Consider the following 25,153-nt stretch of genomic DNA (forward strand, 5'->3'; position numbering starts at 1 on the left):
CTCACAGCGCGAACGTCACCGACAGGCGCGCCTGTCGCGGTGCGCCTGGGAACAGGTAATAGTCACCGCCGCTGCTGCCGGTATCGCGCCAATAGAAGCGGTTGAACACGTTGTCCACCGACAGGTTCCAGGTCACCGCACGCTCGTGCAGGCGATGCTGGAAACGCAGGCCGGCATCGAAGACCGAGTAGTCCGGCGCGCGCACGGCGCCGTCGGCGCGTGCCACGTTGGCACCGGCATAGCGCCACCCGCCAGTGACATCCAGGCCCTGCACGAACGGCAGTGCATAGGCCACGTGCACGCTGGCACGCACCTTCGGCACGTTCACCAGCTGATGGCCTTCATAGGTGGGCGTGCCGGTATCGCGCGCGCGCGCCTGCAGCACGCTGGCGCTGGCCACGATCTGCAGTGCATCGGTCAGCTGGCCGTTGGCGGTCAGCTCCAGCCCGGTGTGGGTCTGCGTGCCTTCCTCGACGAAGGTGTAGCCCACATCGCTGTTGTCGGGCTTGGCGTACTGGTACGGCTGCGAAATGCGGAACACCGCCGCACCCAGGGTCAGCGCTTCGACCGGCACGTACTTCACGCCCACTTCCAGCTGGCGCGACTGTACCGACGGCAGGAAGGTGTCGGCGTTGCTGGTCCAGAACGGCGCTTCCTGGCCCAGCGAAATGCCGCGCACGTAACTGGCGTAGGCGTTGAGCTGGTCGGTGGCTTTCCACACCACCGCAGTCTGTGGCAGGAAGCGCGACAGGCGGCTGTGCCGCTGCGGGATGCCGCGCTTGTCGTAGGCGCGCTCGTCCAGGCGGACGAAGCGGCCACCGGCCAGCCACTGCCAGTCGTCACCGAAGCTGATCCGGTCCAGCGCGAAGAACGCGGTCTGGCGACTGTCCAGGCGCCGTGCGGAGGGGCCCGGCATCTTCGGCGACGGCGCGAACACCGGCACCGGTGCCTCGTGGATGTTGCTGGTGCCGACGTACTCGTTGACGCTCGGGCGCCTGTCCACGGTGCGGCGGAAGTAGTCGGCACCGACGGTCAGCTGGTGGCCGATGCTGCCGGTCTCGAAGCGGCCACGCAGTTCGGCACGGGCCTGCTGGTTCTGGCGGGTGTCGTCCGGGCTGCGGTAGTCGTAGATGTCATAGTCGCCGTTGGGTGCGAAGTAGTTGCCCGGCACGCTGCCATCGGCACATTGTGCGGCGTAGTAGCAGCCGTAGGCGAAGGCGACGTTGTCATCGATCACCGAACGGCTATGGCCCACTGATACACGTGATTGCCAGGCGTCGTTGAAGTCGTAGGTATGCAGCGCGGTGATGTTGGTGCTGGCGATATCCACCGGGCGCTGCCACGGCTGGTAGCCGAGCAGATGCTCGCGGTCGACACCGCGCGGCAGGTCACGCGCGCCCAGCAGCTGGTAGCCGGACACCGAGCGCTGCGAGCTGGTCTGGTAGTTGGCATCCACTTCCAGCTTGCCGCGCTCGCCGATCAGCCAGTCGGCGGCCAGCGAGTAGAAGTTGCGGCGGCCATCGGCGTGCTCGACGTAGGAATGGCTGGAATCCCATGCGGCATTCAGGCGCACGCCGAAGCGCGGGGTGATCCAGTGGCCGACATCGACGGCAACGTAGCGCGAGCCTTCCGAATCGGTGCCGAGCGTGGTGGTGCGCACTTCCGCCGGGCGCTTGCCGATGTAATTGATGATCCCGCCCGGCGCCATCACGCCTGCCGCCAGGCCGGCTTCACCCTTGAGGATCTCCACCGACTGCACGTTCTCCAGCGCCAGGCGTTGTTCGCCGGCGATGGACAGCCCGTTGAAGCGGTAGCCGGTGGCCGCGTCCAGTGCGAAGCCGCGGATGGCGATGTTCTGGTAGTAGCCCACCGGCGCGTAGGCATCACCCAGCGAGGCATCGTTGCTGGCCAGCTCGGACAGCGAACGTACCTGGCGGCGGTCGAGGTAATCGCGCTCGAGCACGTTCATCGACGCGGGCGTGTCCTTCCAGCTGCCGCCTCCGAAGGCGTTCACGCGCGAGGTATCGGCCTTCGGCTTGCCGGCTTGCACGCGCACCGCCGCCAGTTCGGTCGGCGAGCGCTCGGCGCCGGTGGCAGCCGCATCAGGGGATGCCTCGGCCTCGCTGGCGTGCAGTGGCAGCGCAGCGCAGAGGGCGAGGGAGAGCAGGGTGGGGCGCAGGCAGCGGTTCATTCGGTTCGTCTTCGGACAACAAGGGAGACGAAGCGACGGCGCGCAGGTGCACTGACCCATGACGGGGGTGTGGCTGCGGCTCAAAGCTCCCTACGCCGGTGCAAACCGGATCAGGTTCCAAGGGACTCTCTCAGCCTGGCAGATCCAGGCACCCCCGCTTCAGGTGAGCATTTCACTACAAATGGTACGGATTTGCGAGCGCCACCCAGGGTCAGATCCCTTTCCTGCGGAAAGGGATCTGACCCCAACGCTGCATCAACTGGATCACGCGGCGGCGTGCAGGGCCTGCAGCAGTGCCTGCCCCGGGGCGGTATGGAACCACGCCGGATGGCCAAGCATGAAGGGCTGCCACGCCACGTCGGCATTGGCGGTCGAGCCTGTGACGCCCTCGAAATACTCCACTTCGGACAGTGCGAAGTCGAAATGCACCATCGGCAGCAGGTCGGCCAGCAGGTGCACGCGTGCCGCCGACAGCGGCAGCACCTGGCGGTAGCCATCGAGCAACGCCAGCGCGATATCGATGCGCACCGCCTCCATGCCGCGCTCCAGCTCCAGCCATGCCACGGCGTTGCGCTCGATTGCGGTAGCCAGGTCGAACAGTGCACTGGTGGGCGAGGCCAGGCCGAAATCCAGCACGGTGCTGACCTGCCCGTCGCGCCACAGCAGGTTGGAGACATGCCAGTCGTTGTGCGCCCACAGCCGTGGTTCGTCGCGCAGGCGCTCGGCCAGTCCCGTGTGCCACGGCAGCACGTCACGCCGCAGCTGTGCTTCCCACGTAATGCGCGCGAGATAGCGGGCCAGGCCGGGGCGCGCGTGCAGACCTGCCTTGATTGCGGCGATCGGATCGTCGGCGCGGATCAGGTCGTCGCGCGCCACCAGCAGATGGGTGCTGCGCTGGGGCGCGTGGTAGCTGGCGGCGGCGCGGTGCAGCTGTGCGAGTGCGCGTCCGGCTTCGTGGGCCTGCGCGACATCGGTCAGCAGCGACCACGACACCGCGTCGCGGTACAGGTCATCGCCTGCGCCGACGTCGTGCAGTTCAAACGTCCAGTCACCGTGTTCGACCGCGGTGTGACCATCGGTCGCTGCCAGCACCTGCGTCACCGGCACGCCAGCAGCGTCGAGATGGGCGATGAAGCGGTGTTCTTCTTCCAGGCAGGCCGCGTTGCGCACGCTGTGGTGATGGCGCTTGATGAATACCGCGCCGCGCGTGCCATCGACGATGGCGGCAGCCGACAGCGGTCGCGGGCTGTGCCAGCGCGGTTGGCTGCCGCTGTCCAGCTGCGGATAGCACTGTCGCAACCACGCGATGTCCGCCGCGCTGATCGGTGGCCAGTCGGCAGCGACCTCGTCGTTGTTGAGGCCCTGCACGCGGTGGGAGGTAGACGTCATGCCGCAGCCCGAGAGGGAAAAGTCACATCCAAGGCTGCGCATTCAACGCCATGCGCGCGGCCAACGCAAACGGGCGGGTCATCGACCCGCCCGCTTCTGCCATCGGCAGAGTAACGCCGCCGTGCCGCTTACCAGCCGCGATGGCGACCGCGGTCGTGGTAGTAGCGGTTGTCGTAGTAACGCTCGCGCTGCCAGCGGCGGTCGTCGCCACGGTTGTAGTAGCCGCTGCGGTAGTAGCCACGATCGTAACGGCGGTCGTAGCGGTTGTCGTAGTAGCGATTGTCGTAATAACGACGGTCGCGGCGGTCGGAGGTGGTCAGATTGCCGATCGCGCCGCCGGCCACGGCACCACCGACGGTGGCGGCAGGATCACCGTTGGAGAGCAGGTTGCCGGCCACGCCACCGACCACGGCGCCGACCAGGGTGCGCTTGTCCTTCCTCGACATCGCGCTGGCATCGCTGACCACGGCGACACCGGCAACCAGCGCCAGAGCCATCGCCAGACCACGGAGGCTGAGTGTGGAAGTACTGAGCATGTTCGTTCTCCTGTGAGGTGCATGCCACGCTGGGCAGGGAGGGCGTGGGGCGCCCCGGCTGCCGTGATGTCCACGCTGGCGTTCCAACATTGCCGGAACATTGCCTGGTGCACCGAGCGGCTTGCGCATTCATCTAGCGGCAGGCGGCATGAAGCAAGGCTGAAAGCGGCTGCGGCCGCTCAGCTGGCGGAAAGGAAAAGGGCCGCGGAGGTGGCCCCTCCCTTCTCTGCCAAGGCGTTGGCATGTCCGACGCCCATCGCTTTCTGGGCCTGCCGCGCCTGCTCCTGCGGGGTCTCCTGCTGCGGCCGCAGCACGTCAGGCGCGCTCTGCACCGCACCGCGGCGAAGCGCCAGGCTCTGCCCGCTGGCGGCCCGCGTCTCCACGGTGACGCGGCTGGCGGCCGGATGCGCCGGTCGATTCCTTCGACCTCGCATTGTTGCCGGTGCGATTATGTGAATCGCGTCTCAAATTTTCCCGTCACGCAGATAGTCGAACAATTCGGCATCGCCCTTCAGCCCCAGCTTGAGCATCGCATCGCCCTTCTGCCGGCTGATGGTGCTGACGCTCTTGTGCAGCAGCAGCGAAATCTCCTTTACCGTCATGCCGGTGCCGAGCAAGCGCAGCACCTCCACCTCGCGCGGGGACAGCGGCTTGCCGTCGCCCTCGCGCATGCGCCAGCTGCCGGCCGCTTCCACCCGCTCGCGCAGGCTGCGGCTGATGTAGGGCTGGCCGCGGTAGACCGACTGGATGGCCTGTGGCAGTTCGTCCATCGACGAACTCTTGTCGACCAGGCCGAGCACGCCGCTGTCGAGCACCATGCGCAGGATCGCCAGGTTGCTGGAGACGCTGAGCATCAGCACCGGCAGGTCGGGATGGCGGCGGCGGATCATGCCGATCATGGCGAAGCCGTCGGCCTGCGGGCTGCCCGGCATGGAGTAGTCGGTGACCAGCAGGTCACAGGGCTGGCTGGCGAGCAGGGTCATCAGCGCCTGCGCGCTGTCGGCCTCGCCGACCACGCGGCCGACGCCGCTCGACTCGATGACGGCGCGGGTACCGATACGGACCACGGGGTGATCGTCTGCGATGATGATGCGCAAGCTCATGCTCTAGTATGGCCATCGGGCACGCCGGACCGCGACCATCGCGGTCCCTGGCAGGATTCTAGGAGATCGACGCAGATGCGTAGGTGGGCTGTTCGCGGGCTGCTCCTGCTGCTGGCGGTGCTGGCGCTGCCCGTGGCCCAGGCACAGCCGGCCCCTGGCCTGCTGCCGCTCAGCCCGTTGCAGCGCGAATACCTGGTGGCGCATCCGACCATCGTTGTCGGGCAGTATGACAGCGGCTGGCCGCCCTTCGAGTCCCTCCGTGATGGCGAGCAGGTCGGGCTGGGACCGGACTACCTGTCGCATCTTGCTCGCCAGCTCGGTGTGAAGGTCGAGGCGCGCCGCTATCCGGACTGGACATCCGTGCTGGATGCGGCATGTCGTGGCGAGATCGACGTGGTGATGAATGTCGGCCTCAGTGCCGACCGCACCCGTTGCATGGTCTATACCGCCGCCTACAGTGAGGCGCCGCTCGCACTGGTGGGCCGGCCCGATGACCTGCGTGCCTCCGACATGCCGGACCTGGATGGGCTGAGGGTGGTGATCGAACAGGACTTCCTGACCGGTCCGCAGGTGCGCGCCCGATTCCCGCGCGCCCGCCAGCTTGTCGCAAATGACACGTTGAGCGCATTGCAGATGGTCATAGACGACAAAGCGGACGTCTACATCGGCAATGCCTTCGTCGCCACCGAGCTGATTGCCAGCCGGCGCCTGCAGGGCGTGGCGCTGTTGCGGCCGAGCGACCTGCCCCCTGAACGGTTGCACTTCGGCATTCCCAACAGCAAGCAACCCCTGGCCGAAGCCCTGGACCTGGCGCTGGCCGCGACCAGCCAGGCCCAGCGCGATGCCCTCGCACAACGCTGGTTGTCACCGCCGCACTGGTCGGCATCGGCGCAGCTGGCGCTGAGCCAGGCCGAGAAGCGTGTGCTGGAGCAGCCGCTGATGATCGGTTTCGCGCCGAATGCCGCGCCCCTGTCGTTCACCGGCGAGGATGGCCGGCCCAGTGGCCTGGCCAGCGAGTACCTGCAGCGCCTGATGCAGGCCGGCGCCAACCTGAAGGTCGAGAACAGCCACGACTGGTACGAGGTGCGTGAGAAGGCCCGCCGCGGTGAACTGCAGGCGGTGATGGGCATACCCGTTGATTCGCGCTACCTGGGCCCGGACTGGGTGTTCAGCCAGCCCTTCATCAGCGTGCCGAACGTGATTGTGGTCAGGAGCGATGGCGAGTCGCTGCTGGGCCTGGCCGACCTGCAGGGCAAGCGCGTGCTGCTGTCCGACCCGGAGCGCGTGCGTGGCTATGTGCAGCAACAGGCGCCGCAGGCCCGGATCATTGCTGCGCGGAGTGCCGAGCAGGCGCTGCAGCGCCTGCTTGAGGGTGAAGCCGATGCCTATGTCGGCAACCTTGCCGTGGTCGATCACCTGCTGCGCAGCCGTTTCCCGGGGCGGATGCAGGTCGCGGCTCCGGCCGGTTTCAACGACCAGCTGGCGCTGGCAGTGGATCGCCGCCATGCGGCCCTGGCCACGACCTTCGATCGCCTGCTGCTGCAGATGACCCCACGCAAGCGCGAGGCGCTGCGCAGCGCCTGGCTGGCGGTGGAGTACCGCAATGGGGTCGACTGGAGCAATCTGCTGCGGTGGGGCGTGCCCGTGCTGATGGTGCTGCTGACCGCACTGCTGGTGCATGGCGTGGGCCATTGGCGGCTGCGCCGTGAGGTGGCAGGACGCCGCCAGCTGGAGCAGCGCCTGGCCGAGGTGACCGACAACCTGCCGGCGGTGGTCTACCAGGCCCGCCGCGATGCCGATGGCACGCTGAGCTTCCCGTTCATCGCCGGCGACCTGCCTGCGTTGTTCGGCATCACCCGGCAGCAGGCCGAACAGGATGCGAGGGTGTTGCTGGAACGCGTCGAGCAGGAGGACCGCGCGCGCATCCTGCATTCCATCGAGCAGGCCGCGCACCAGTTTGCGCCGTTGATCCTGGAGTTCCGCCTGCGCAGCGACGGGGAAGGCGTGCGCTGGGTGCGCAGCCAGGCCCATCCCTACGCCGCCGAAGAAGGCGCGGTGATCTGGAGCGGGTACTGGGTGGATGTAAGCGAAGCCCGGATGCAGGCCGATGCACTGGCGGCGGCGAAGGCGGACGCCGAGCAGGCCGCTGAGGCCAAATCGCGTTTCCTGGCCACGATGAGCCACGAGATCCGTACGCCGATGAGCGGCGTGCTGGGCATGCTGGAGGTGCTGGCGCACTCACCGCTGGACAGCGAGCAGCAGCGCATCCTCGGCGTGATCGAGGATTCGGCGCAGATGCTGCGGCAGATCCTCGACGACATCCTCGATTACTCGCGGCTGGAAGCGGGTGCACTGCGCCTGGAGCCGGTGCCGCAACCGCTGCGGCCCCTGCTGGAAAGCGTGTGCCGGTTGATGTCGGCGCAGGCCAGTGCACGCGGGCTGGAGCTGCACGTGCAGATCGACCCTCAGCTGGCGGCAGCGCACGAAGTGGATGGCGTGCGCCTGCGCCAGATCGTGTTCAACCTGCTCAGCAATGCCATCAAGTTCACTGCACGCGGCGAAGTGCGGCTGCAGCTGGAGGTACTGGGCCCGACCGCCGAAGACGGCAGCCAGCCGCTGTGCCTGAGCGTCACCGACACCGGCACCGGGATCGCACCGGAACAGCTGCGGCACCTGTTTGCGCCGTTCACCCAGGCCGGTGCCTACATCCAGCGCGACCATGGTGGTACCGGCCTCGGCCTGAGCATCTGCCAGCGCCTGGTGCAGATGATGGGCGGCGAGCTGGAGTTGCACAGCACGCTGGGCGAGGGCACCCGCGCCGAGGTGCGGCTGGCGCTGGTGGAGGCAGGCAGGGGTGACGTTGAAGCGCTGGTTGCGGAGCAGGAGCAGGCGGCGCTGCTGCCGCCGGCGCTGCGCGAGGCACGCGTGCTGGTGATCGAGGATCACCCGACCAACCAGGCGATGATGGCGTGGCGGCTGCAGCAGCTGGGCGTACCCCATGTGCTGCTGGGCGATGGCCAGCAGGCACTGGACCGCTTGTCATCGGAGGCCTTCGATCTGGTCATTACCGACTGCCGCATGCCGGTACTCGACGGCTTCGGTTTCACCCGCCTGCTGCGCGAGCGCGAGGGCCGTACCGGCCAGCCGCGGCTGACGGTGCTGGCGCTGACCGCCAGCGTGCTGGACGACGATGCGCGCCGCTGCCGCGAGGCCGGCATGGACGAGGTGCTGGCCAAGCCGCTGTCGCTGGCCACGCTGCGCACCGCGCTGCTGCGCTGGCTGCCGCAGGCACAGGGCCAGTCGTTCGATGCGCCCGTGCAGGAGACTGTCGCCGACGACGCTGAAGTGCTGCCTGATCTGGCCACCCTGCAGCAGCGCTATGGCTCGCGCGCCGTGGCCGAGCAGCTGCGCGACAGCCTGCTGCAGGCCAGTGAAAGTGATCTGGCGGCGGTGCAGCGCGCCGTGCGGGCCGGTGACCGCGAGACTGCGGCGCTCCACCTGCATCGCCAGGCGGGCGGTCTGGGGGCGATCGGGGCAAGCGCACTGGCCGGGCAGGCCAACGCGCTGGTCGAGCGCCTGCAGGATGCGACCGAGGCCGATCCGGCACCGGTGTTCGCCGCTGTAACGGCGTTCGTGGAGCGCCTGCAGCACCAGCTGCAGCGATTGGGTCACTGAGCCGACTGCTGTTGCAGGTAGGCGATCACCAGCGCGCGGCGTTCGGCGCTGGGAAAGGCGTTGTACATGCGCGTGCCGGGCACCACGTGGGTGGGCGACTGCAGGAACGCGTCCAGGGTCTGCGCGCTCCAGGTGATGTCGGCGCGGCGCATGCCGTCGGAATAGCCGTAATCGGGCAGGCTGCCGGCGCGACGGCCGATCACGCCGTGCAGGTTGGGGCCGAAGCGGTGGATGCCGCCAGGCTGCACGGTGTGGCAGCCTGCGCACAGTTCGAACGCGCGCTGCATGGCCTGCTGCCGGGCCTGTTCGGGCGTCGCCGGCGCCGCAGGCGGGCGCTGGCAGGCCGTGGCAAGCAGGGCCACGGCAACGGTGGTGAGCAGGCGGGAGGCACGCATGGGCGGGCAGGATAGCGGTGCGGTGGAGCGGCCGGGCTGCGACACGTGGTCGCAGCCCGTGGCGATCACATGCCCGAGTAGTTCGGGCCGCCGCCGCCCTGCGGGGTCACCCAGACGATGTTCTGGGTCGGGTCCTTGATGTCGCAGGTCTTGCAGTGCACGCAGTTCTGCGCGTTGATCTGCAGGCGCGCGTTGTCGGCGTCGCCGACGAACTCGTACACGCCGGCCGGGCAGTAACGGGCTTCGGGACCTGCGTACTCGGCCAGGTTCACCTTCACCGGAATGCTCGGATCCTTCAGCGTCAGGTGGCTGGGCTGGTTCTCGTCGTGGTTGGTGCTGCTCAGGAACACCGAGCTGAGACGATCGAAGGTCAGCACGCCATCGGGCTTGGGATAGGCGATGCGGCTGTGCTGCGACGCCGGCTCCAGGCAGGCGTGGTCCGGCTGGGTGCGGTGCAGGGTCCACGGCGGGTTGCGCACGCCCAGCTTCGGCAGCAGCCACTGCTCCACGCCGGTCATCAGCGTGGCAACGGTCTGGCCCTTCTTGAACCACTGCTTGAAGTTCTTTGCCTGCTGCAGTTCGGTGAACAGCCAGCTGGCTTCGAACGCCTTCGGGTAGGCGCACAGTTCATCGTGCTGGCGATCGGCGGCCAGCGCGTCGAACGCGGCGTCGGCGCACAGCATGCCGGTCTTGATCGCGGCATGGCTGCCCTTGATGCGGCTGGCGTTGAGGTAGCCGGCTTCGCAGCCGACCAGCGCGCCCCCGGGGAACACCGTCTTCGGCAGCGACAGCAGGCCGCCGGCGGTGATCGCACGGGCGCCGTAACCGATGCGGGTGCCGCCCTCCAGGTGCTTGCGGATGGAGGGATGGGTCTTGAAACGCTGGAACTCCTCGAACGGGCTCAGCCACGGGTTCCTGTAGTCCAGGCCGACCACGTAACCAATGGCGACCTTGCCGCCGTCGGCGTGGTACAGGAACGCGCCGCCGTAGGTGTCGCTGTCCAGCGGCCAGCCAGCCGCATGCACCACCAGGCCCGGCTCATGCCTGGCCGGGTCGATCTGCCACAGCTCCTTGATGCCGATGCCGTAGGCCTGCGGGTCCTTGCCTTCGTCCAGTTTGTAGCGGGCGATCAGCTGGCGACCGAGGTGGCCGCGCGCACCTTCGGCGAAGATCGTGTACTTGGCGTGCAGCGCCATCCCACGCTCGAAGGCCGGACCGATGCTGCCGTCCTTCTCGATGCCCATGTCGCCGGTGGCCACGCCGATGACCTCGCCGTTGTCGCCGTACAGCACTTCTGCAGCGGCGAAGCCCGGGAAGATCGCAACCTCCAGCGCCTCGGCCTGCTGCGCCAGCCAGCGGGTCACTTCGCCCAGGCTGATGATGTAGTTGCCTTCGTTGTGGAAGCACTCCGGCAGCAGCGCGTTGGGGGTGCTGCGCGCGCCGGTCTCGCTGAGGAACAGGAATTCGTCGCGGGTGACCTTCTGCTTCAGCGGAGCGCCGCGCTCGGCCCAGTCCGGGAACAGCTCGGTCAGCGCGCGCGGATCCATCACCGCGCCGGACAGCACGTGCGCGCCCGGTTCGGAACCCTTCTCCAGCACGCACACCGACAGCTCGCGGCCGGCTTCGATCGCGCGCTGGCGCAGCCGGATCGCGGTGGCCAGGCCGGCGGGGCCGGCACCGACGATCACCACGTCGAATTCCATTACTTCACGCGGGGGCAGGGCGTTGGCTTCAGCGCTCATCGATTGCATGACTCGTGGGTAGGGCCGGCATCGGGGCCACCGGCGGTGCCTGGGAATCGCGCGTGCGGCCACGGGCGAAACGGTTGTTTGAATGTGTCAGGGTACCGGGCCGCGCGTGATCGAGCTAGATCGGCCATGTTCACGTCATGATTGCTGCATTGCAGCGTAGCGGTGCATCTCTGGTGGGTGCCGACCTTGGTCGGCACGCTCTGCCCGGATGACCGACAATGGCCGGGTCCTGACTGCGTGTGAGTGCCATGGCTTTGCATCCGTACGATCTGTTCGATGTCCGTTCCCTGCTCAACGAGGAAGAGCGCGCAGTGCAGGAGAGCGTCGCCCGCTTCACCAACGAGCGCGTGCTGCCGATCATCGGCGATGCTTTCGACCAGGCCCGCTTCCCCGACGAACTGGTGCCGGAGATCGCCTCGTTGGGCCTGCTGGGCGCGACCCTGCCGACCGAGTACGGCGGCGGTGGCCTCGGCGCGGTCAGCTATGGCCTGATCTGCCAGGAGCTGGAGCGCGGGGATTCGGGCCTGCGCAGCTTCGTTTCGGTGCAGAGCTCGCTGTGCATGTATCCCATCTACGCGTACGGCAGCGAGGAACAGCGCCAGCAGTGGCTGCCGGCGATGGCACGCGGCGAACTGATCGGCTGCTTCGGCCTGACCGAGGCGCACGGTGGTTCCGACCCGGCCAGCATGAAGACCCGCGCGGTGCGCGACGGCAGTGACTGGCGCATCAGCGGCAGCAAGATGTGGATCACCAGCGGCCCGGTGGCCGACCTGGCCATCGTCTGGGCGCAGACCGAGGATGGCATCCAGGGCTTCGTTCTGGAGAAGGGCATGGCCGGGTTCACGACGCAGGAGATCAAGCACAAGATGAGCCTGCGCGCGTCGCTGACCGGTGCGCTGTTCTTCGATGACGTGCGCGTGCCCGACAGCCATCGCCTGCCGAACGTGAAGGGCCTGAAGGGGCCGCTGGGCTGCCTGACCCAGGCCCGTTACGGCATCAGCTGGGGGCCGATCGGTGCGGCGATTGCCTGCCTGGATGAAGCGCTGGGCTATGCCAAGGAGCGTGTGCTGTTTGGTCGTCCGCTGGCGGCCACGCAGAGCGCGCAGATCAAGCTGGCCGAGATGGCCCGCCGCATCACCACCGCGCAGCTGCTGGCCTTGCAGCTGGGCCGCCTGAAGGAAGCCGGCCAGCTGCAGCCGCAGCAGGTCAGCCTGGCCAAGTGGAACAACTGCCGCATGGCGATTGACATCGCCCGCGAGTGTCGCGATCTGCTGGGTGGGGCGGGCATCACCACCGAGCACGTGGCGATCCGTCATGCGCTGAACCTGGAATCGGTGATCACCTACGAGGGCACCGAGACCGTGCACCAGCTGGTGATCGGCCGCGAACTGACCGGCATCAACGCGTTCTGAGTGCACCGGTAGTGCCGGCCGCTGGCCGGCATTGCCGGGTAGGGTGGGCGGCAACGGACGCCTATCCGGAGATGCAAACTGAATGAAGAACAATTCCACTGTAAGACTGCTGTGCCTCCCGCTGCTCTTCGAAGCCTCCGTGCTGCAGATGGCATGGGCAGGCAACAGGGATGATGCGGCATGGGCAGGCAGCTATTTGCAGGCGAGCGATCTGTGTACCGAGCCGGGCAGCGGACGCAGTTGCCGCGATAGGTTCAGGGACAGCCTGTCGATTGTCGAAGAATCACTGGGCTATAGGGTTGAGCTGCACAGTACCCAGTCGATGCAGCACGTCTGCTCCTTCGTGCTGCATATGAAGCCAGAAGGCGGAAAACTCATTCATCAGTCCGAACTGGGCACAGTGGCTATCGAGAAACATGCAGGTGCGCTGAGAGTCTCATCCGGCGGGATCGACCCGACGGTAACGGGCTTGGGCATATGCGGTGCGCATGCCGATATTGATGGCTTGGAGTTTTCTTCTGTGGGCAATCGCACGCGTTCCGGGCAACGCGATGGCGCGCGCCCCTGATTGATCCAGGCGGAACGCATCCACGCATGGCATGGATCTACTGCGCGGCTGTCGGGTCCGCCTTGAAGCGGGCCGAGGAGCGCAGGGTACCGGCTCGCCGATGGCGGCGCGTTTCTTTGGTTACTTTCTTTGCGCGAGCAAAGAAAGTGACACACGTGAGCTACGCCCCACCGGCAAACCCATGCTGCCGCCACGCCTCGTACATCACCACGGCAACGGTGTTGGAAAGATTGAGGCTGCGGTTGTCCGGCCGCATCGGCAGGCGCAGGCGGCGGCCGTCGGGCAGGGCATCGAGCACCTCCTGCGGCAGGCCACGGCTTTCCGGGCCGAACAGGAACGCATCACCGTCTTCAAAGGCCACGCTGTCGTAGCGCACGCTGGCGCGGGTACTGAGTGCGAACAACCGATTCGGTGCGATCCGCGCCAGCGCGGTGTCCAGGTCGGGGTGCACCTGCAGGCGCGAGTACTCGTGGTAGTCCAGCCCGGCGCGCTTGAGCTGCTTGTCTTCCAGTGCGAAGCCAAGCGGCTCGACCAGGTGCAGCTGCGCGCCGGTGTTGGCACAGAGCCGGATCACATTGCCCGTGTTGGGCGGGATTTCCGGTTGGAACAGGATCACGTGGAACTGGGGCGCGGCATTCATCGGCGCAGTGTACCTGCGACGACCGCCGCCTTTACGGCGCACGCCCTGCGCGGGGCAGGGCGGCACCGGTTACGGGCGCAGCAGGACCTGGGCGGTTTCGGTGGCCAGGGCCTGCAGGTCGGCGGCGCTCGGACGCACCTGCAGGGCCGGCAGGTTGACGATGACCGAGTTGGCGACGTTGGTGGCGGCGGCAGCCAGGGTCGCGGCGTAGCGCTGGGCTTCCAGTTCGGAGGCCAGGGCGACGCGCTGTTCCAGGCTCGGGCGCACTTCCACCGAGGCCAGCGTGGTGATCGGCATCGCGGCGGCGACCGGGGCGGCGACGTAGCCGTTGCGCTCAGCCAGCTGGTCGGCGCTGGGGCGCACTTCCACGGTGGCCAGGGTCGGGATGCCGCTGGCCTGTTCCCAGGCCTGCTGGGCCAGCTGGTCGGCGGCCGGGCGAACCTGCACGGTGGACAGGGTCTTGATGGATTCGGAGGCCTGCACCGACGAAACAACCGCGGTGCCGGCGATCAGGGCGATGGCGATGGCAATGGTCTTGGCGTTCATGACGGGGCCTGTTTAGTGTTGGTGAGAAGTGGTGTGGTAGTAATGTAGTACACCAGTTCTGGGCATGCAAGAGAAATTTTCGATTTCCTGCATTTGTTCAGTCTTCAGTCAGCTTTTGTCTGAAGCCCTTCCTGGCGCAGGAAGTACCAAGCAATCCGCGTGCCAACTTTTAGTTGTTGATTTGCAAGGCTTTTATGTGGTCCCGAAAGTGTCCGGTGGGCGGACACCTGTCCATTCGATAAGCCGCGGACACTGTCCGGACGCCTTCAGCCGGCGTCTGTGACGTTTCAAGAGCGCCCGTGGGCGTCGGGCAGGATGGCCATCTGGGCAAACACCCCCAGTGACTGGCGACCGATTCCGGCCGCCGCGCGCGCAGGCTAGGATCGGGGTTCACCTTCGTGACCAAGGATCCGGATATGTCTCTCGCCCTTCGCCCGCGCGCTGCACTGCTGGCTGTCGCCCTCAGCACCGCCCTGGGCACGCTTGTGCCTTCCCATGCGCTGGCGGCCAAGCCGGCCGCCCCGGCCAAGGTCGATATCCCGTACGAGCAGTTCACCCTGCCCAACGGCCTGCGCGTGATCGTGCATACCGATCGCAAGGCGCCGATCGTTGCGGTCAACGTCTGGTACCACGTGGGCAGCAAGGACGAGCCGGCTGGCCGTACCGGCTTCGCGCACCTGTTCGAACACCTGATGTTCCAGGGCAGCGAAAACCACGACGGCGAATTCTTCGAACCGTTCAAGCAGGTGGGTGCCACCAACCAGAACGGCACCACCAACACCGATCGCACCAACTATTTCGAAAACGTGCCGACCACCGCGCTGGACATGGCGCTGTGGATGGAATCGGACCGCATGGGCCATCTGGTCGGTGCGATCGACCAGGCCGCGCTGGACGAGCAGCGTGGCGTGGTGCAGAACGAGAAGCGCCAGGGCGAGAACCAGCCCTACGGCCAGGCCTGGGACCAGCTCAACAAGGCGCTGTACCCGGTGGGCCACCCGTACCACCACGGCGTGATCGGATCGATGAACGATCTGAACGCGGCGTCGCTGGATGACGTGAAGACCTGGTTCCGTACCTGGTACGGCCCGAACAACGCGGTGCTGGTGCTGGCCGGCGACATCGACCTGGCCACCGCCAAGGAAAAGGTCGCCAGGTACTTCGGCAGCATCCCGGCCGGCCCGACCATGGCGCAGCCGGCGGTGAACGTGGCCAAGCGTAGTGCCGACACGCGCGAGACGATGACCGACAAGGTGCCGCAGGCGCGCATCTACCGCGCCTGGAACGTGCCGCAGGTCGGCACCATCGAGGTCGATCAGCTGCAGTTGTTCGCGCAGGTGCTGGGCGGTGCGAAGTCTTCGCGCCTGAGCCAGCGCCTGCAGCACCAGGACAAGCTGGTGGACAGCATCGCGTCGGGCCTGTCGACCTCGCAGTTGGGCTCGAACTTCGTGATCATGGCGACGGTCAAGCAGGGCCAGGACCCGGCCAAGGTCGAGAAGATCATCGACGAGGAACTGGACCGGCTGATCAAGCAGGGCCCGACCGCGGCCGAACTGGAGCGCGCCAAGACCGGTGCACGCGCCGGTTTCATCCGCGGCATCGAGCGCATCGGTGGCTTCGGCGGCAAGGCCGACGCACTGGCCGAGTGCGCGGTGTTCACCGGCGACCCGGGTTGCTTCCGCACCTCGCTGGCCAACATCGAGAAGGCCAGTGCCGCTGATCTGAGCCGGCTGGGCGCGCAGTGGCTGGACAAGGGCAGTCACACCCTGGTGATCGCACCGGGTGAGCGCGTGGCGCTGAAGGAAGACCCGAGCCAGGCGCCGAAGCCGTTCACCGTGCCGGCGGTGGACCCGAAGTACAGCACCCTGCCCGAGCAGGTCGACCGCAAGGCCGGCGTGCCGCAGACCCGCGAGTTCCCGCAGCTGAAGTTCCCGGCGCTGCAGCGTGCCACGCTGAAGAACGGCACCCAGGTGATCCTGGCCGAACGCCACGAGATTCCGGTGGTGCAGTTCAGCTACCAGTTCCCGGGCGGCTTCAGTGCCGACCAGGGCCGCAAGCCGGGCACCGCCAACTTCACCATGAGCCTGATGACCGAAGGCGCCGGCAAGCTGGGCTCGCTGGCCTTCGCCGATGCCGCCGACGCACTGGGCGCCAGCCTGGATGCCTCGGCCGGCCTGGATTCGATGAGCGTGGACCTGTCGGCACTGAAGGAAAACCTGGCACCGTCGCTGGCGCTGTACCGCGACCTGCTGCGCGAGCCGCGCTTCGAGCAGGGCGAGATCGACCGGGTCAAGGCGAGCTGGATCGCTGGCATCCAGCAGGAGAAGGTCAACCCGGGTGCGGTGGCGATGCGCGTGCTGCCCCCGCTGCTGTATGGCAAGGGCCACCCGTATGCCATTCCGTTTACCGGTAGCGGTGACGAGGCGGCGATCAACGGCCTGACCCGCGAGGACCTGGTCGACTTCCACCACGACTGGCTGCGCCCGCAGAACGGCACCCTGATCGTGGTCGGCGACACCACCCTGGCCGAGATCGTGCCGCTGCTGGACAAGCAGCTGGGCGACTGGAAGGCCAGTGGCGAGGCCCCGCAGGTGAAGGCGGCCACCGACGTTGCGCTGCCGAAGGGCCCGCGCGTGTTCCTGATCGACCAGCCGGGCGCGGTACAGGCCAACCTGTTCGCCGGCCAGGTGGTGGCACCTTCCAGCGCCACCAGTTCGACCCGCTTCGACATCGCCAACGGCGTGATCGGCGGCGACTTCACCTCGCGCCTGAACATGAACCTGCGCGAGGACAAGCACTGGTCGTACGGTGCGCGCAGCAGCGCGGTCAATTCGGTGGGCCAGCGCCCGTGGATGGCCAGCGCGCCGGTGCAGATCGACAAGACCGGCCCGGCACTGGCGGAAATGCGCAAGGAAATCGCCGCGTTCGCCGATGGCAGCAAGCCGGCCACCGCTGCCGAGGTCAACCGCATCCGCAACATCCAGACCCTGAGCCTGCCCGGTGCCTACGAGACCGCCAGTGCGGTGGCGTCGACCATCGGTTCGATCGTGCAGTTCAAGCGCCCGGACGACTATGTGCTGCGTCGCAAGGCCGAGATCGAGGCGATGACCCCGGCGCACGTGCAGCAGGCCGCCGCCGAGATCAAGCCGCAGGCTCTGACCTGGGTGGTGGTGGGTGACCTCAAGCAGACCGAAGCGGCCGTGCGCGCGCTGAACCTGGGCGAGGTGACGGTGATCGACGCCGAAGGCAACCCGGTCAAGAAATAAGGGATGTGCCTGCCAGCCCCCGGCGGGCAGGCCTCCCCAGGGTGCCCGCCGCTGGCCGGCAACCCCGTCATGCATCCGGGGTCAGAGCCCCCTGCGGGGGATCCGACCCCTCTGCCGATCTGGGGTCGGATCCCCCGCAGGGGGCTCTGACCCCGGCCCCGGCTACCCCCGATTCAGGCTGTTCAGGCAGAATCCCCCCATACCCTTCCAGGATCTGCCCATGCGCGTTCTGCTGCTTTCCTCCCTGCTGCTCACCGTCACCGCCTGTACCTGGGTGCCGATCGAACCGGCCGGCAAGGCAACCCGCGTGCTGCCGGCAGGGCCGGTTCCTGCCGGCTGCATCGCCAAGGGCGAGGTGGTGGTCACCGTGAAGAGCAAGGTCGGCTTCTACAACCGCAACCCGCTGCGGGTGCAGGAAGAGCTGGAAACCCTGGCCCGCAACGAGGCCCCGAGCGCCGGCGCCAATGCCGTCCAGGCCGCTGCGGCCCCCGCCGATGGCAGCCAGCGCTTCGCCGCGTTCCAGTGCCCGCCGCGCTGAACGCTTCACCATACGGCCGAGGCTGAATTCGTAAAGATGCGGTGAAAGCGCGGGGGTTATAGAATAGCGCCCCCTTTTGCCTGAGCCTTGGCGCTAACCTCGATGCTCTTCAAGAATGTCTCGATCGCCGGCCTGGCACACGTCGACGCACCGCATACGCTGACGACCAAGGAAATCAACGAACGCCTGCAGCCGACGCTGGATCGCCTGGGTATCCGCACCGATGTGCTTGGCGACATCGCCGGCATCCACGCCCGCCGCCTGTGGGACAACGGCGTGCTGGCGTCGGACGCCGCCACCATGGCCGGCCGCAAGGCACTGGAAGACGCGGGCATCACCGCGACCCAGGTCGGCCTGCTGGTCAACACCTCGGTCAGCCGCGACTACCTGGAGCCGTCCACGGCCTCGATCGTGTCGGGCAACCTCGGTGTCAGCGACGAATGCATGACCTTCGACGTCGCCAACGCCTGCCTGGCCTTCATCAACGGCATGGACATCGCGGCGCGCATGATCGAGCGCGGTGATATCGACTACGCGCTGGTGGTGGACGGCGAGACCGCCAACCTGGTGTACGAGAAGACCCTGGAGCGCATGACCGCCCCGGACGTCACCGCCGATGACTTCCGCAACGAGCTGGCCGCGCTGACCACCGGGTCGGGCGCCGCCGCGATGGTGATGGCGCGCGCGGAGCTGGTGCCGGACGCGCCGCGCTACAAGGGCGGCGTGACCCGCTCGGCCACCGAGTGGAACCAGCTGTGCCTGGGCAACCTGGACCGCATGGTCACCGACACCCGCCTGTTGCTGATCGAAGGCATCAAGCTGGCGCAGAAGACCTTCAGCGCCGCCAAGATCGCACTCGGCTGGGCCGTGGAAGAGCTCGACCAGTTCGTGATCCACCAGGTCAGCCAGCCGCACACCGCCGCGTTCATCAAGAACTTCGGCATCGACCCGAAGAAGGTCATGACCATCTTCGGCGAGCACGGCAACATCGGCCCGGCCTCGGTGCCGATCGTGCTGAGCAAGCTCAAGCAGCTGGGCAAGCTGAAGAAGGGCGATCGCATCGCGCTTCTGGGTATTGGCTCGGGCCTGAACTGCTCGATGGCTGAGGTGGTCTGGTAAGCAGCCCGCTGCCCGACCTCCTGTAGAGCCGAGCCATGCTCGGCTCACGCGCGCAGCGCGGCTCTTCCGCAGCGGACCGGAGAGCAGCCGAGCAACGGCTCGGCTCTACATTGCGCCGCGACTCTCCTTAGGTGCTCCGCATGCGCGATCTTCCCGGTTACCCCGCCCACCCGCAGCGCTTCGAGGTCCGCCCCGGCCTGTCGATGAACTATCTCGACGAGGGCCCGCGCGATGGCGAGGTGGTGGTGATGGTGCACGGCAACCCGTCGTGGAGCTACTACTGGCGCACGCTGGTGGCCGGCCTGTCGGACACCTACCGCTGCATCGTGCCGGACCACATCGGCATGGGCCTGTCGGACAAGCCGGACGACAGCCGCTATGAGTACACGCTGCAGTCGCGCGTGGACGATCTTGATGCGCTGCTGAAGCACCTGGGCATCACCGGCCCGGTGACCCTGGCCGTGCACGACTGGGGCGGCATGATCGGGTTCGGCTGGGCGCTGTCGCACCACGAGCAGGTGAAGCGCCTGGTGGTGCTCAACACCGCTGCCTTCCCGATGCCGGCGGCAAAGAAGATGCCGTGGCAGATCGCACTGGGTCGCCACTGGAAGATCGGCGAGTGGATCATCCGCACCTTCAACGCGTTCTCGTCCGGTGCCTCTTGGCTTGGGGTGGAGCGCAGGATGCCGGCCGATGTGCGCCGCGCCTACGTGTCGCCGTACAACAGCTGGGCCAACCGCATCAGCACCATCCGCTTCATGCAGGACATCCCGCTGTCGCCGGCCGACAAGGCCTGGTCGCTGCTGGAACGCGCCGGCAAGGCGCTGCCGTCGTTCGCCGACCGTCCCGCCTTCCTCGGCTGGGGCCTGCGCGACTTCGTGTTCGACCATCATTTCCTGAAGGGCTTCCAGGCCGCGCTGCCGCAGGCCCAGGTGCATGCCTTCGAGGACGCCGGCCACTATGTGCTGGAAGACAAGCACGAAGTGCTGGTACCGGAGATCCGCGCGTTCCTGGACGCCAACCCGATCTGAGCGGTGTGCCGACCAACGGTCGGCACCCACAAGTGGAAGGTATGGGTGGGTGCCGACCGTTGGTCGGCACACCGGATTATGCGGCGACCGGTGCCTGCGGCGGCGAGGACGGGCTGTTGCCGTTGTCGTCCGGATGATCGTCGTCATTGTCGGCGTCATCGCGCCAACGCCAGTCGGCCGGCGTCAGCGGATCCAGGCCATAGGCAATGCGCGCCTTGTCGCACTGCGGGCTGGCCTTGCCGTATTCCCACGATGCATCCACCTCACGGCACACGCTGGGCCGGTTGGGGTGGATCGTGCAGCGTGAATACACGCCGATCTGCGCATCCAGCGCGACGCAGCGCACCGGCTTGGAATGGGTGCCGCGCATGCACAGGCGATGCGGGTCCAGCACCTCGGTAAGCTGGTGCGGCACGCCGCCGGGGGTGACCTCGTCCGATTCCATCCAGTGGAAGGCCACGCGGTACTGGGTGCAGCAGGCGCCGCAGGTCATGCAGGGATGTTGCATGGGCAAGCCGCCTCGGGCGGCAGTCGGAATCGGGAACGAGGGTGCGGATTTTCCACGAAGTGGGCCGCCGCGCAAGAAATTCCGTAAGCGGCGACAATGAACGGATGAACCGACCCTGCAACATTGCGGCCCGTTTGCCTGAACTGGCGCGTGAACGCCCCGACCAGATCGCCATCCGCTGCCCGGGCCGCCGCGGCGCCGGCAACGGCATGGCCGCCTACGATGTCACCCTCGATTACCGTCAGCTGGACGCCCGCAGTGATGCCATGGCCGCCGGCCTGGCCGGCTACGGGATCGGCCGTGGCGTGCGCACGGTGGTGATGGTGCGGCCTTCTCCGGAGTTCTTCCTGCTGATGTTCGCGCTGTTCAAGCTGGGCGCAGTGCCGGTGCTGGTCGATCCGGGCATCGACCGGCGCGCGCTTAAGCAGTGCCTGGACGAGGCGCAGCCGCAGGCCTTCATCGGCATTCCGCTGGCGCATGTGGCGCGGCTGGTGCTGCGCTGGGCGCCGTCGGCCACCCGGCTGGTGACGGTCGGCCGACGCCTCGGCTGGGGCGGTACCAGCCTGGCCGCGCTGGAACGTGCCGGTGCCAAGGGGGGGGCCATGCTGGCCGATACCGATGGCGAGGACATGGCGGCGATCCTGTTCACCAGCGGCTCCACCGGCGTGCCCAAGGGCGTGGTCTACCGCCACCGCCACTTCGTCGGCCAGATCCAGTTGCTGGGCAGTGCCTTCGGCATGGAAGCGGGTGGGGTGGACCTGCCGACCTTCCCACCGTTCGCGCTGTTCGACCCGGCGTTGGGCCTGACTTCGGTGATCCCGGACATGGACCCGACGCGGCCGGCGCAGGCCGACCCGGGACGCCTGCACGATGCCATCCAGCGCTTCGGCGTGACCCAGCTGTTCGGCTCGCCAGCGCTGATGCGGGTGCTGGCCCGGCACGGGCGGCCACTGCCGACGGTGACCCGGGTGACCTCGGCCGGGGCACCGGTGCCGCCGGACGTGGTCGCCACCATCCGCAGCCTGCTGCCGGCCGATGCGCAGTTCTGGACCCCCTATGGCGCCACCGAGTGCCTGCCGGTGGCGGTGGTCGAAGGCCGCGAACTGGAGCGCACCCGTGCGGCGACCGAGGCCGGTGCCGGCACCTGCGTGGGCAACGTGGTGGCCCCCAACGAGGTGCGCATCATCGCCATCGACGACGCACCGCTGCCGGACTGGTCGCAGGCGCGCGTGCTGGCGGTGGGGGAAGTGGGGGAAATCACCGTGGCCGGGCCGACCGCCACCGACAGCTACTTCAACCGCCCGCAGGCCACCGCGGCGGCGAAGATCCGCGAGACGCTGGCCGATGGCAGCACCCGCGTGGTGCATCGCATGGGCGACGTCGGTTATTTCGATGTGCAGGGCCGCCTGTGGTTCTGCGGGCGCAAGACCCAGCGCGTGGAAACCGCGCGCGGGCCGCTGTACACCGAGCAGGTCGAGCCGGTGTTCAACACCGTGGCCGGCGTGGCGCGCACGGCACTGGTCGGCGTCGGCGCCGCCGGCGCGCAGGTGCCGGTGCTGTGCGTGGAACTGCAGCGCGGCCGGTCCGACAGCCCGGCGCTGCAGGAAGCGCTGCGTGCGCACGCGGCCGCCCGCCTGCCAGAGGCCGGCCTGCAGCACTTCCTGGTGCATCCGGCGTTCCCCGTCGATATCCGTCACAACGCCAAGATCGGCCGCGAAAAGCTCGCCGTCTGGGCCAGCGCCGAACTGGAGAAGCGCGCATGAAGATCCTGGTCACCGGTGGCGGTGGTTTCCTTGGGCAGGCGCTGTGCCGCGGGCTGGTCGAGCGTGGCCACCAGGTGCTGGCGTTCAACCGCAGTCATTACCCGGAACTGCAGGCGATGGGCGTGGGCCAGATCCGCGGTGATCTGGCCGATGCGCAGGCGGTGCTGCATGCGGTGGCCGGCGTCGATGCGGTGTTCCACAACGGCGCCAAGGCCGGCGCATGGGGCAGCTATGACAGCTACCACCAGGCCAACGTGGTCGGCACCGACAACGTCCTCGCGGCCTGCCGCGTGCATGGCATCAACCGGCTGGTCTACACCTCCACGCCCAGCGTGACCCATCGTGCCACGCACCCGGTGGAAGGCCTCGGGGCTGACGAGGTGCCGTACGGCGAAGATTTCCAGGCGCCGTATGCGGCCACCAAGGCAATCGCCGAACAGCGCGTGCTGGCCGCCAACGATGCGTCGCTGGCGACGGTGGCACTGCGCCCGCGGCTGATCTGGGGCCCCGGTGACCAGCAGCTGGTGCCCAGGCTCGCCGAGCGTGCGCGGCAGGGACGCCTGCGCCTGGTCGGCGATGGCAACAACAAGGTCGATACCACCTACATCGACAACGCCGCGCTGGCGCACTTCCTCGCCTTTGACGCCCTGGCACCGGGCGCTGCGTGTGCGGGCAAGGCCTACTTCATCTCCAACGGCGAGCCGTTGCCGATGCGCGAGCTGGTGAACAAGCTGTTGGCTGCGGTGGGTGCGCCATCCGTGGACAAGGCGATCAGCTTCAAGACCGCCTACCGCATCGGCGCCGTCTGCGAGCGGCTGTGGCCGCTGCTGCGCCTGCGCGGCGAGCCGCCGCTGACCCGCTTCCTGGCCGAGCAGCTGTGCACGCCGCACTGGTACAGCATGGAACCGGCGCGCCGTGACTTCGGCTACGTGCCGCAGGTCAGCATCGAAGAGGGGCTGCGCAGGCTGAAGGCTTCATCTGCTGCATAGATCGCCATCACTGGTTGCACACCGCAGGACCGGGAGGATGGACCCACGCCATCCAAGGCTCGACCACCCGCGAGGAGCGCCATGCTGCACTACGCCATCATCTTCTTTGTCATCGCCATCATCGCCGCCGTTCTGGGTTTCTCCGGAATTGCCGGCGCCGCAACGAACATCGCCTGGATCCTGTTCGTGGTGTTCCTGATCCTTGCGGTGATCTCGATGTTCCGCAAGCGAGGCTAGCTGGTAGTGCCGGCCGCTGGCCGGTATCACTTTCGGCAGAGTCGAGCCATGCTCGACTCTGCGGGCGACAACAACGCTATACAGCGCTCTGCAGTTCGCGATCAGCTTCATGGCGCTCCAGCGCCAGCTCGATCAGGCGGGTGATCAGCGTGGTGTAGTCCACGCCGCTGGCACCCCACAGCTTCGGGTACATGCTGATGCGGGTGAAGCCCGGCAGCGTGTTGACCTCGTTGATGGTGATGTCGCCGCCCGCGGTGAGGAACACATCCACGCGCGCCATGCCGGCACACTCCAGCGCCTGGTAGGCCCGCAGCGCGATCTGCTGGATCCGCGCCTGGGTTGCAGCATCGATATCCGCGGGTACCACCACTTCGGCACCATCGGCGTTGATGTACTTGGTGTCGTAGGCGTAGAACTCGTCGTGCACCACCACCTCGCCGCACAGGCTGGCCTGCGGATGTTCGTTGCCCAGCACCGCGCACTCGATCTCGCGGCCGATCACCGCCGATTCCACCAGCACCTTGTGGTCGTAGTGCAGCGCCAGTGCCAGCGCTTCGGCAAAGCCCGCCGCATCCTTGACCTTGCTCACGCCTACCGACGAGCCTTGGTTGGCCGGCTTCACGAACAGCGGCAGGCCAAGCTGGGCGATCACCGCATCGACATCCACTTCCGCCACCTGGTGGCGGCGGATGCACAGCCACGGCGCCACCTGCAGCCCCGCGTCGCGCAGCAGGCGCTTGGTCACGTCCTTGTCCATCGCCACTGCCGAGCCCAGTACCGGCGAACCGACGAAGGGCAGGTTGGCCATGCGCAGCAGGCCCTGCAGCGCGCCGTCCTCGCCCAGCGGCCCGTGCACGATCGGCAGCACCACATCGACCTGGCCGAGCGCGTAGGCCGCATCGCACGGCTGCAGCTGCCCCTGCTCGGCGCCCGGGCGCACCACCAGCGACGTGCCGGAGCGATGCAGCGCGATGCGCGAGGGATCTTCGGCATTGATCAGGAACGTGTCCGGCTGGCTCAGGTGCCACTGCCCCTGCTTGTCGATGCCGACCAGCACCGGCTCGAAGCGCTCGCGATCGAGCGCATCGAGGATGTTCTTCGCCGACTGCAGTGAAACTTCGTGCTCGGAAGACTTGCCCCCGAAGATGATGCCGACCCGGGTCCGTGCCATGGGGAATGCGATGTCCTGTGCGTTGCGTGGCCTCATAGCATGAACCTTCATCAGCCCTCCGCGTGAGGCACAGATGAACCGGATATCCATCCACGCATGGCGTGGATCTGCCGTGTCGACCAAGGTCGACACCCACCAACAGCAACACAGAACGCCGTCCCGACAGATCGCAGCAAGCTGTCGAAGGCGGGGTGGGTCCGGTTGCGGGGGCGTGAGCGCCATGGATGGCGCGACCGAGCTTACATGGACGTACTTGCAGCGTCCCCCGCAACCGGACCCACCCCGCCATCCCACGGATAGCCAGCTTTTGATGTTGCCCTGGCTG

The 25,153-nt window shown here is 67.5% G+C and carries 20 protein-coding genes and 1 riboswitch; of the genes, 10 read left to right on the forward strand and 10 right to left on the reverse strand.

The annotated features are described in order from the left end of the window. Position 1: 1 nt before the first annotated feature. The 4 genes from ACM0PK_RS14150 to ACM0PK_RS14165 form a co-directional block, all read right to left on the reverse strand. Positions 2 to 2,191 (reverse strand): TonB-dependent receptor, encoded by a 2,190-nt coding sequence (locus ACM0PK_RS14150; protein WP_111201233.1) that lies wholly within the window; start codon positions 2,189 to 2,191, stop codon positions 2 to 4. A gap of 70 nt (positions 2,192 to 2,261) precedes the next feature. After that, positions 2,262 to 2,357, reverse strand: a riboswitch (TPP riboswitch). A 98-nt stretch (positions 2,358 to 2,455) separates the two neighbouring features. Then, positions 2,456 to 3,580, reverse strand: coding sequence for a phosphotransferase enzyme family protein (locus ACM0PK_RS14155; protein ID WP_111201232.1), 1,125 nt, complete (start codon positions 3,578 to 3,580; stop codon positions 2,456 to 2,458). Between the two features lie 128 nt (positions 3,581 to 3,708). Then, a complete protein-coding gene (locus ACM0PK_RS14160; RefSeq protein WP_414607888.1) occupies positions 3,709 to 4,116 on the reverse strand; it encodes a glycine zipper 2TM domain-containing protein in 408 nt (135 codons plus the stop codon). 464 nt (positions 4,117 to 4,580) lie between these two features. Continuing rightward, on the reverse strand, positions 4,581 to 5,219 hold the full coding sequence (locus tag ACM0PK_RS14165; RefSeq protein WP_005420808.1) for a response regulator: 639 nt from the start codon (positions 5,217 to 5,219) through the stop codon (positions 4,581 to 4,583). A 75-nt stretch (positions 5,220 to 5,294) separates the two neighbouring features. Here ACM0PK_RS14165 and ACM0PK_RS14170 point away from each other — a divergent pair, with 75 nt between their 5' ends. Further along, positions 5,295 to 8,894, forward strand: coding sequence for an ATP-binding protein (locus tag ACM0PK_RS14170; protein WP_111201229.1), 3,600 nt, complete (start codon positions 5,295 to 5,297; stop codon positions 8,892 to 8,894). Here the strand turns inward: ACM0PK_RS14170 and ACM0PK_RS14175 are convergent. Together ACM0PK_RS14175 and ACM0PK_RS14180 are read right to left on the reverse strand one after the other, a co-directional pair. Next, on the reverse strand, positions 8,888 to 9,289 hold the full coding sequence (locus ACM0PK_RS14175; RefSeq protein WP_053497753.1) for a c-type cytochrome: 402 nt from the start codon (positions 9,287 to 9,289) through the stop codon (positions 8,888 to 8,890). The genes ACM0PK_RS14170 and ACM0PK_RS14175 overlap by 7 nt on opposite strands. A 65-nt stretch (positions 9,290 to 9,354) precedes the next feature. Continuing rightward, positions 9,355 to 11,031 carry an electron transfer flavoprotein-ubiquinone oxidoreductase gene (locus ACM0PK_RS14180; protein WP_414607887.1) on the reverse strand — a complete coding sequence of 559 codons (1,677 nt, stop codon included), beginning with the start codon at positions 11,029 to 11,031 and terminating at the stop codon, positions 9,355 to 9,357. A 257-nt stretch (positions 11,032 to 11,288) separates the two neighbouring features. On the opposite strand from ACM0PK_RS14180, the gene ACM0PK_RS14185 reads away from it, so the two are divergent. Both ACM0PK_RS14185 and ACM0PK_RS14190 read left to right on the forward strand, forming a co-directional pair. Continuing rightward, positions 11,289 to 12,452 (forward strand): acyl-CoA dehydrogenase family protein, encoded by a 1,164-nt coding sequence (locus tag ACM0PK_RS14185; RefSeq protein WP_024956299.1) that lies wholly within the window; start codon positions 11,289 to 11,291, stop codon positions 12,450 to 12,452. 82 nt (positions 12,453 to 12,534) lie between these two features. Further along, positions 12,535 to 13,020, forward strand: coding sequence for a hypothetical protein (locus ACM0PK_RS14190; RefSeq protein ID WP_111201226.1), 486 nt, complete (start codon positions 12,535 to 12,537; stop codon positions 13,018 to 13,020). Positions 13,021 to 13,180: 160 nt separating this feature from the next. Here the strand turns inward: ACM0PK_RS14190 and ACM0PK_RS14195 are convergent, their stop codons facing one another. Both ACM0PK_RS14195 and ACM0PK_RS14200 read right to left on the reverse strand, forming a co-directional pair. Continuing rightward, a complete protein-coding gene (locus ACM0PK_RS14195) occupies positions 13,181 to 13,660 on the reverse strand; it encodes a tRNA (cytidine(34)-2'-O)-methyltransferase (RefSeq protein ID WP_005420795.1) in 480 nt (159 codons plus the stop codon). A 69-nt stretch (positions 13,661 to 13,729) separates the two neighbouring features. Continuing rightward, positions 13,730 to 14,206: an XAC0231 family protein gene (locus ACM0PK_RS14200; protein ID WP_111201225.1), complete on the reverse strand. Its 477-nt coding sequence runs from the start codon at positions 14,204 to 14,206 to the stop codon at positions 13,730 to 13,732. Between the two features lie 416 nt (positions 14,207 to 14,622). On the opposite strand from ACM0PK_RS14200, the gene ACM0PK_RS14205 reads away from it, so the two are divergent. The 4 genes from ACM0PK_RS14205 (at position 14,623) to ACM0PK_RS14220 (ending at position 20,160) form a co-directional block, all read left to right on the forward strand. Further along, positions 14,623 to 17,472, forward strand: a complete 2,850-nt coding sequence (locus ACM0PK_RS14205; protein ID WP_111201224.1) for a M16 family metallopeptidase — start codon at positions 14,623 to 14,625, stop codon at positions 17,470 to 17,472. 220 nt (positions 17,473 to 17,692) lie between these two features. Beyond that, on the forward strand, positions 17,693 to 18,010 hold the full coding sequence (locus ACM0PK_RS14210) for a DUF4156 domain-containing protein (RefSeq protein ID WP_005407628.1): 318 nt from the start codon (positions 17,693 to 17,695) through the stop codon (positions 18,008 to 18,010). Between the two features lie 102 nt (positions 18,011 to 18,112). Then, a complete protein-coding gene (locus ACM0PK_RS14215; RefSeq protein ID WP_005420782.1) occupies positions 18,113 to 19,129 on the forward strand; it encodes a 3-oxoacyl-ACP synthase III in 1,017 nt (338 codons plus the stop codon). A gap of 140 nt (positions 19,130 to 19,269) precedes the next feature. After that, positions 19,270 to 20,160 (forward strand): alpha/beta fold hydrolase, encoded by an 891-nt coding sequence (locus tag ACM0PK_RS14220; RefSeq protein ID WP_111127447.1) that lies wholly within the window; start codon positions 19,270 to 19,272, stop codon positions 20,158 to 20,160. 76 nt (positions 20,161 to 20,236) lie between these two features. Here ACM0PK_RS14220 and ACM0PK_RS14225 read toward each other — a convergent pair whose 3' ends face one another. After that, complete coding sequence (locus ACM0PK_RS14225) at positions 20,237 to 20,668, reverse strand: YkgJ family cysteine cluster protein (RefSeq protein ID WP_005407630.1); 432 nt, start codon at positions 20,666 to 20,668, stop codon at positions 20,237 to 20,239. A gap of 104 nt (positions 20,669 to 20,772) precedes the next feature. Here ACM0PK_RS14225 and oleC point away from each other — a divergent pair, with 104 nt between their 5' ends. The 3 genes from oleC to ACM0PK_RS14240 all read left to right on the forward strand — a co-directional run bounded on the left by oleC (position 20,773) and on the right by ACM0PK_RS14240 (position 23,657). Further along, positions 20,773 to 22,431 (forward strand): olefin beta-lactone synthetase, encoded by a 1,659-nt coding sequence (oleC, locus tag ACM0PK_RS14230; protein WP_414607994.1) that lies wholly within the window; start codon positions 20,773 to 20,775, stop codon positions 22,429 to 22,431. Beyond that, positions 22,428 to 23,420, forward strand: coding sequence for a 2-alkyl-3-oxoalkanoate reductase (gene oleD / locus ACM0PK_RS14235; RefSeq protein ID WP_072167323.1), 993 nt, complete (start codon positions 22,428 to 22,430; stop codon positions 23,418 to 23,420). The genes oleC and oleD overlap by 4 nt, the downstream gene beginning before the upstream one ends. Positions 23,421 to 23,501: 81 nt before the next feature. Then, a complete protein-coding gene (locus ACM0PK_RS14240; RefSeq protein ID WP_005407633.1) occupies positions 23,502 to 23,657 on the forward strand; it encodes a DUF1328 domain-containing protein in 156 nt (51 codons plus the stop codon). 76 nt (positions 23,658 to 23,733) lie between these two features. Here the strand turns inward: ACM0PK_RS14240 and ddlA are convergent, their stop codons facing one another. Beyond that, complete coding sequence (ddlA, locus tag ACM0PK_RS14245; RefSeq protein ID WP_414607995.1) at positions 23,734 to 24,828, reverse strand: D-alanine--D-alanine ligase; 1,095 nt, start codon at positions 24,826 to 24,828, stop codon at positions 23,734 to 23,736. Between the last annotated feature and the right edge of the window lie 325 nt (positions 24,829 to 25,153).

This window comes from Stenotrophomonas sp. FR010 (genome assembly GCF_047520755.2).
GTDB classification, from domain to species: Bacteria; Pseudomonadota; Gammaproteobacteria; order Xanthomonadales; family Xanthomonadaceae; genus Stenotrophomonas; species Stenotrophomonas sepilia.

Coding starts and splice junctions, on each gene's coding strand:
- ACM0PK_RS14150 (WP_111201233.1), bottom strand. CDS start 2,191: ATGAACCGCTGCCTGCGCCCCACCCTGCTCTCCCTCGCCCTCTGCGCT.
- ACM0PK_RS14155 (WP_111201232.1), bottom strand. CDS start 3,580: ATGACGTCTACCTCCCACCGCGTGCAGGGCCTCAACAACGACGAGGTC.
- ACM0PK_RS14160 (WP_414607888.1), bottom strand. CDS start 4,116: ATGCTCAGTACTTCCACACTCAGCCTCCGTGGTCTGGCGATGGCTCTG.
- ACM0PK_RS14165 (WP_005420808.1), bottom strand. CDS start 5,219: ATGAGCTTGCGCATCATCATCGCAGACGATCACCCCGTGGTCCGTATC.
- ACM0PK_RS14170 (WP_111201229.1), top strand. CDS start 5,295: ATGCGTAGGTGGGCTGTTCGCGGGCTGCTCCTGCTGCTGGCGGTGCTG.
- ACM0PK_RS14175 (WP_053497753.1), bottom strand. CDS start 9,289: ATGCGTGCCTCCCGCCTGCTCACCACCGTTGCCGTGGCCCTGCTTGCC.
- ACM0PK_RS14180 (WP_414607887.1), bottom strand. CDS start 11,031: ATGAGCGCTGAAGCCAACGCCCTGCCCCCGCGTGAAGTAATGGAATTC.
- ACM0PK_RS14185 (WP_024956299.1), top strand. CDS start 11,289: ATGGCTTTGCATCCGTACGATCTGTTCGATGTCCGTTCCCTGCTCAAC.
- ACM0PK_RS14190 (WP_111201226.1), top strand. CDS start 12,535: ATGAAGAACAATTCCACTGTAAGACTGCTGTGCCTCCCGCTGCTCTTC.
- ACM0PK_RS14195 (WP_005420795.1), bottom strand. CDS start 13,660: ATGAATGCCGCGCCCCAGTTCCACGTGATCCTGTTCCAACCGGAAATC.
- ACM0PK_RS14200 (WP_111201225.1), bottom strand. CDS start 14,206: ATGAACGCCAAGACCATTGCCATCGCCATCGCCCTGATCGCCGGCACC.
- ACM0PK_RS14205 (WP_111201224.1), top strand. CDS start 14,623: ATGTCTCTCGCCCTTCGCCCGCGCGCTGCACTGCTGGCTGTCGCCCTC.
- ACM0PK_RS14210 (WP_005407628.1), top strand. CDS start 17,693: ATGCGCGTTCTGCTGCTTTCCTCCCTGCTGCTCACCGTCACCGCCTGT.
- ACM0PK_RS14215 (WP_005420782.1), top strand. CDS start 18,113: ATGCTCTTCAAGAATGTCTCGATCGCCGGCCTGGCACACGTCGACGCA.
- ACM0PK_RS14220 (WP_111127447.1), top strand. CDS start 19,270: ATGCGCGATCTTCCCGGTTACCCCGCCCACCCGCAGCGCTTCGAGGTC.
- ACM0PK_RS14225 (WP_005407630.1), bottom strand. CDS start 20,668: ATGCAACATCCCTGCATGACCTGCGGCGCCTGCTGCACCCAGTACCGC.
- oleC (WP_414607994.1), top strand. CDS start 20,773: ATGAACCGACCCTGCAACATTGCGGCCCGTTTGCCTGAACTGGCGCGT.
- oleD (WP_072167323.1), top strand. CDS start 22,428: ATGAAGATCCTGGTCACCGGTGGCGGTGGTTTCCTTGGGCAGGCGCTG.
- ACM0PK_RS14240 (WP_005407633.1), top strand. CDS start 23,502: ATGCTGCACTACGCCATCATCTTCTTTGTCATCGCCATCATCGCCGCC.
- ddlA (WP_414607995.1), bottom strand. CDS start 24,828: ATGGCACGGACCCGGGTCGGCATCATCTTCGGGGGCAAGTCTTCCGAG.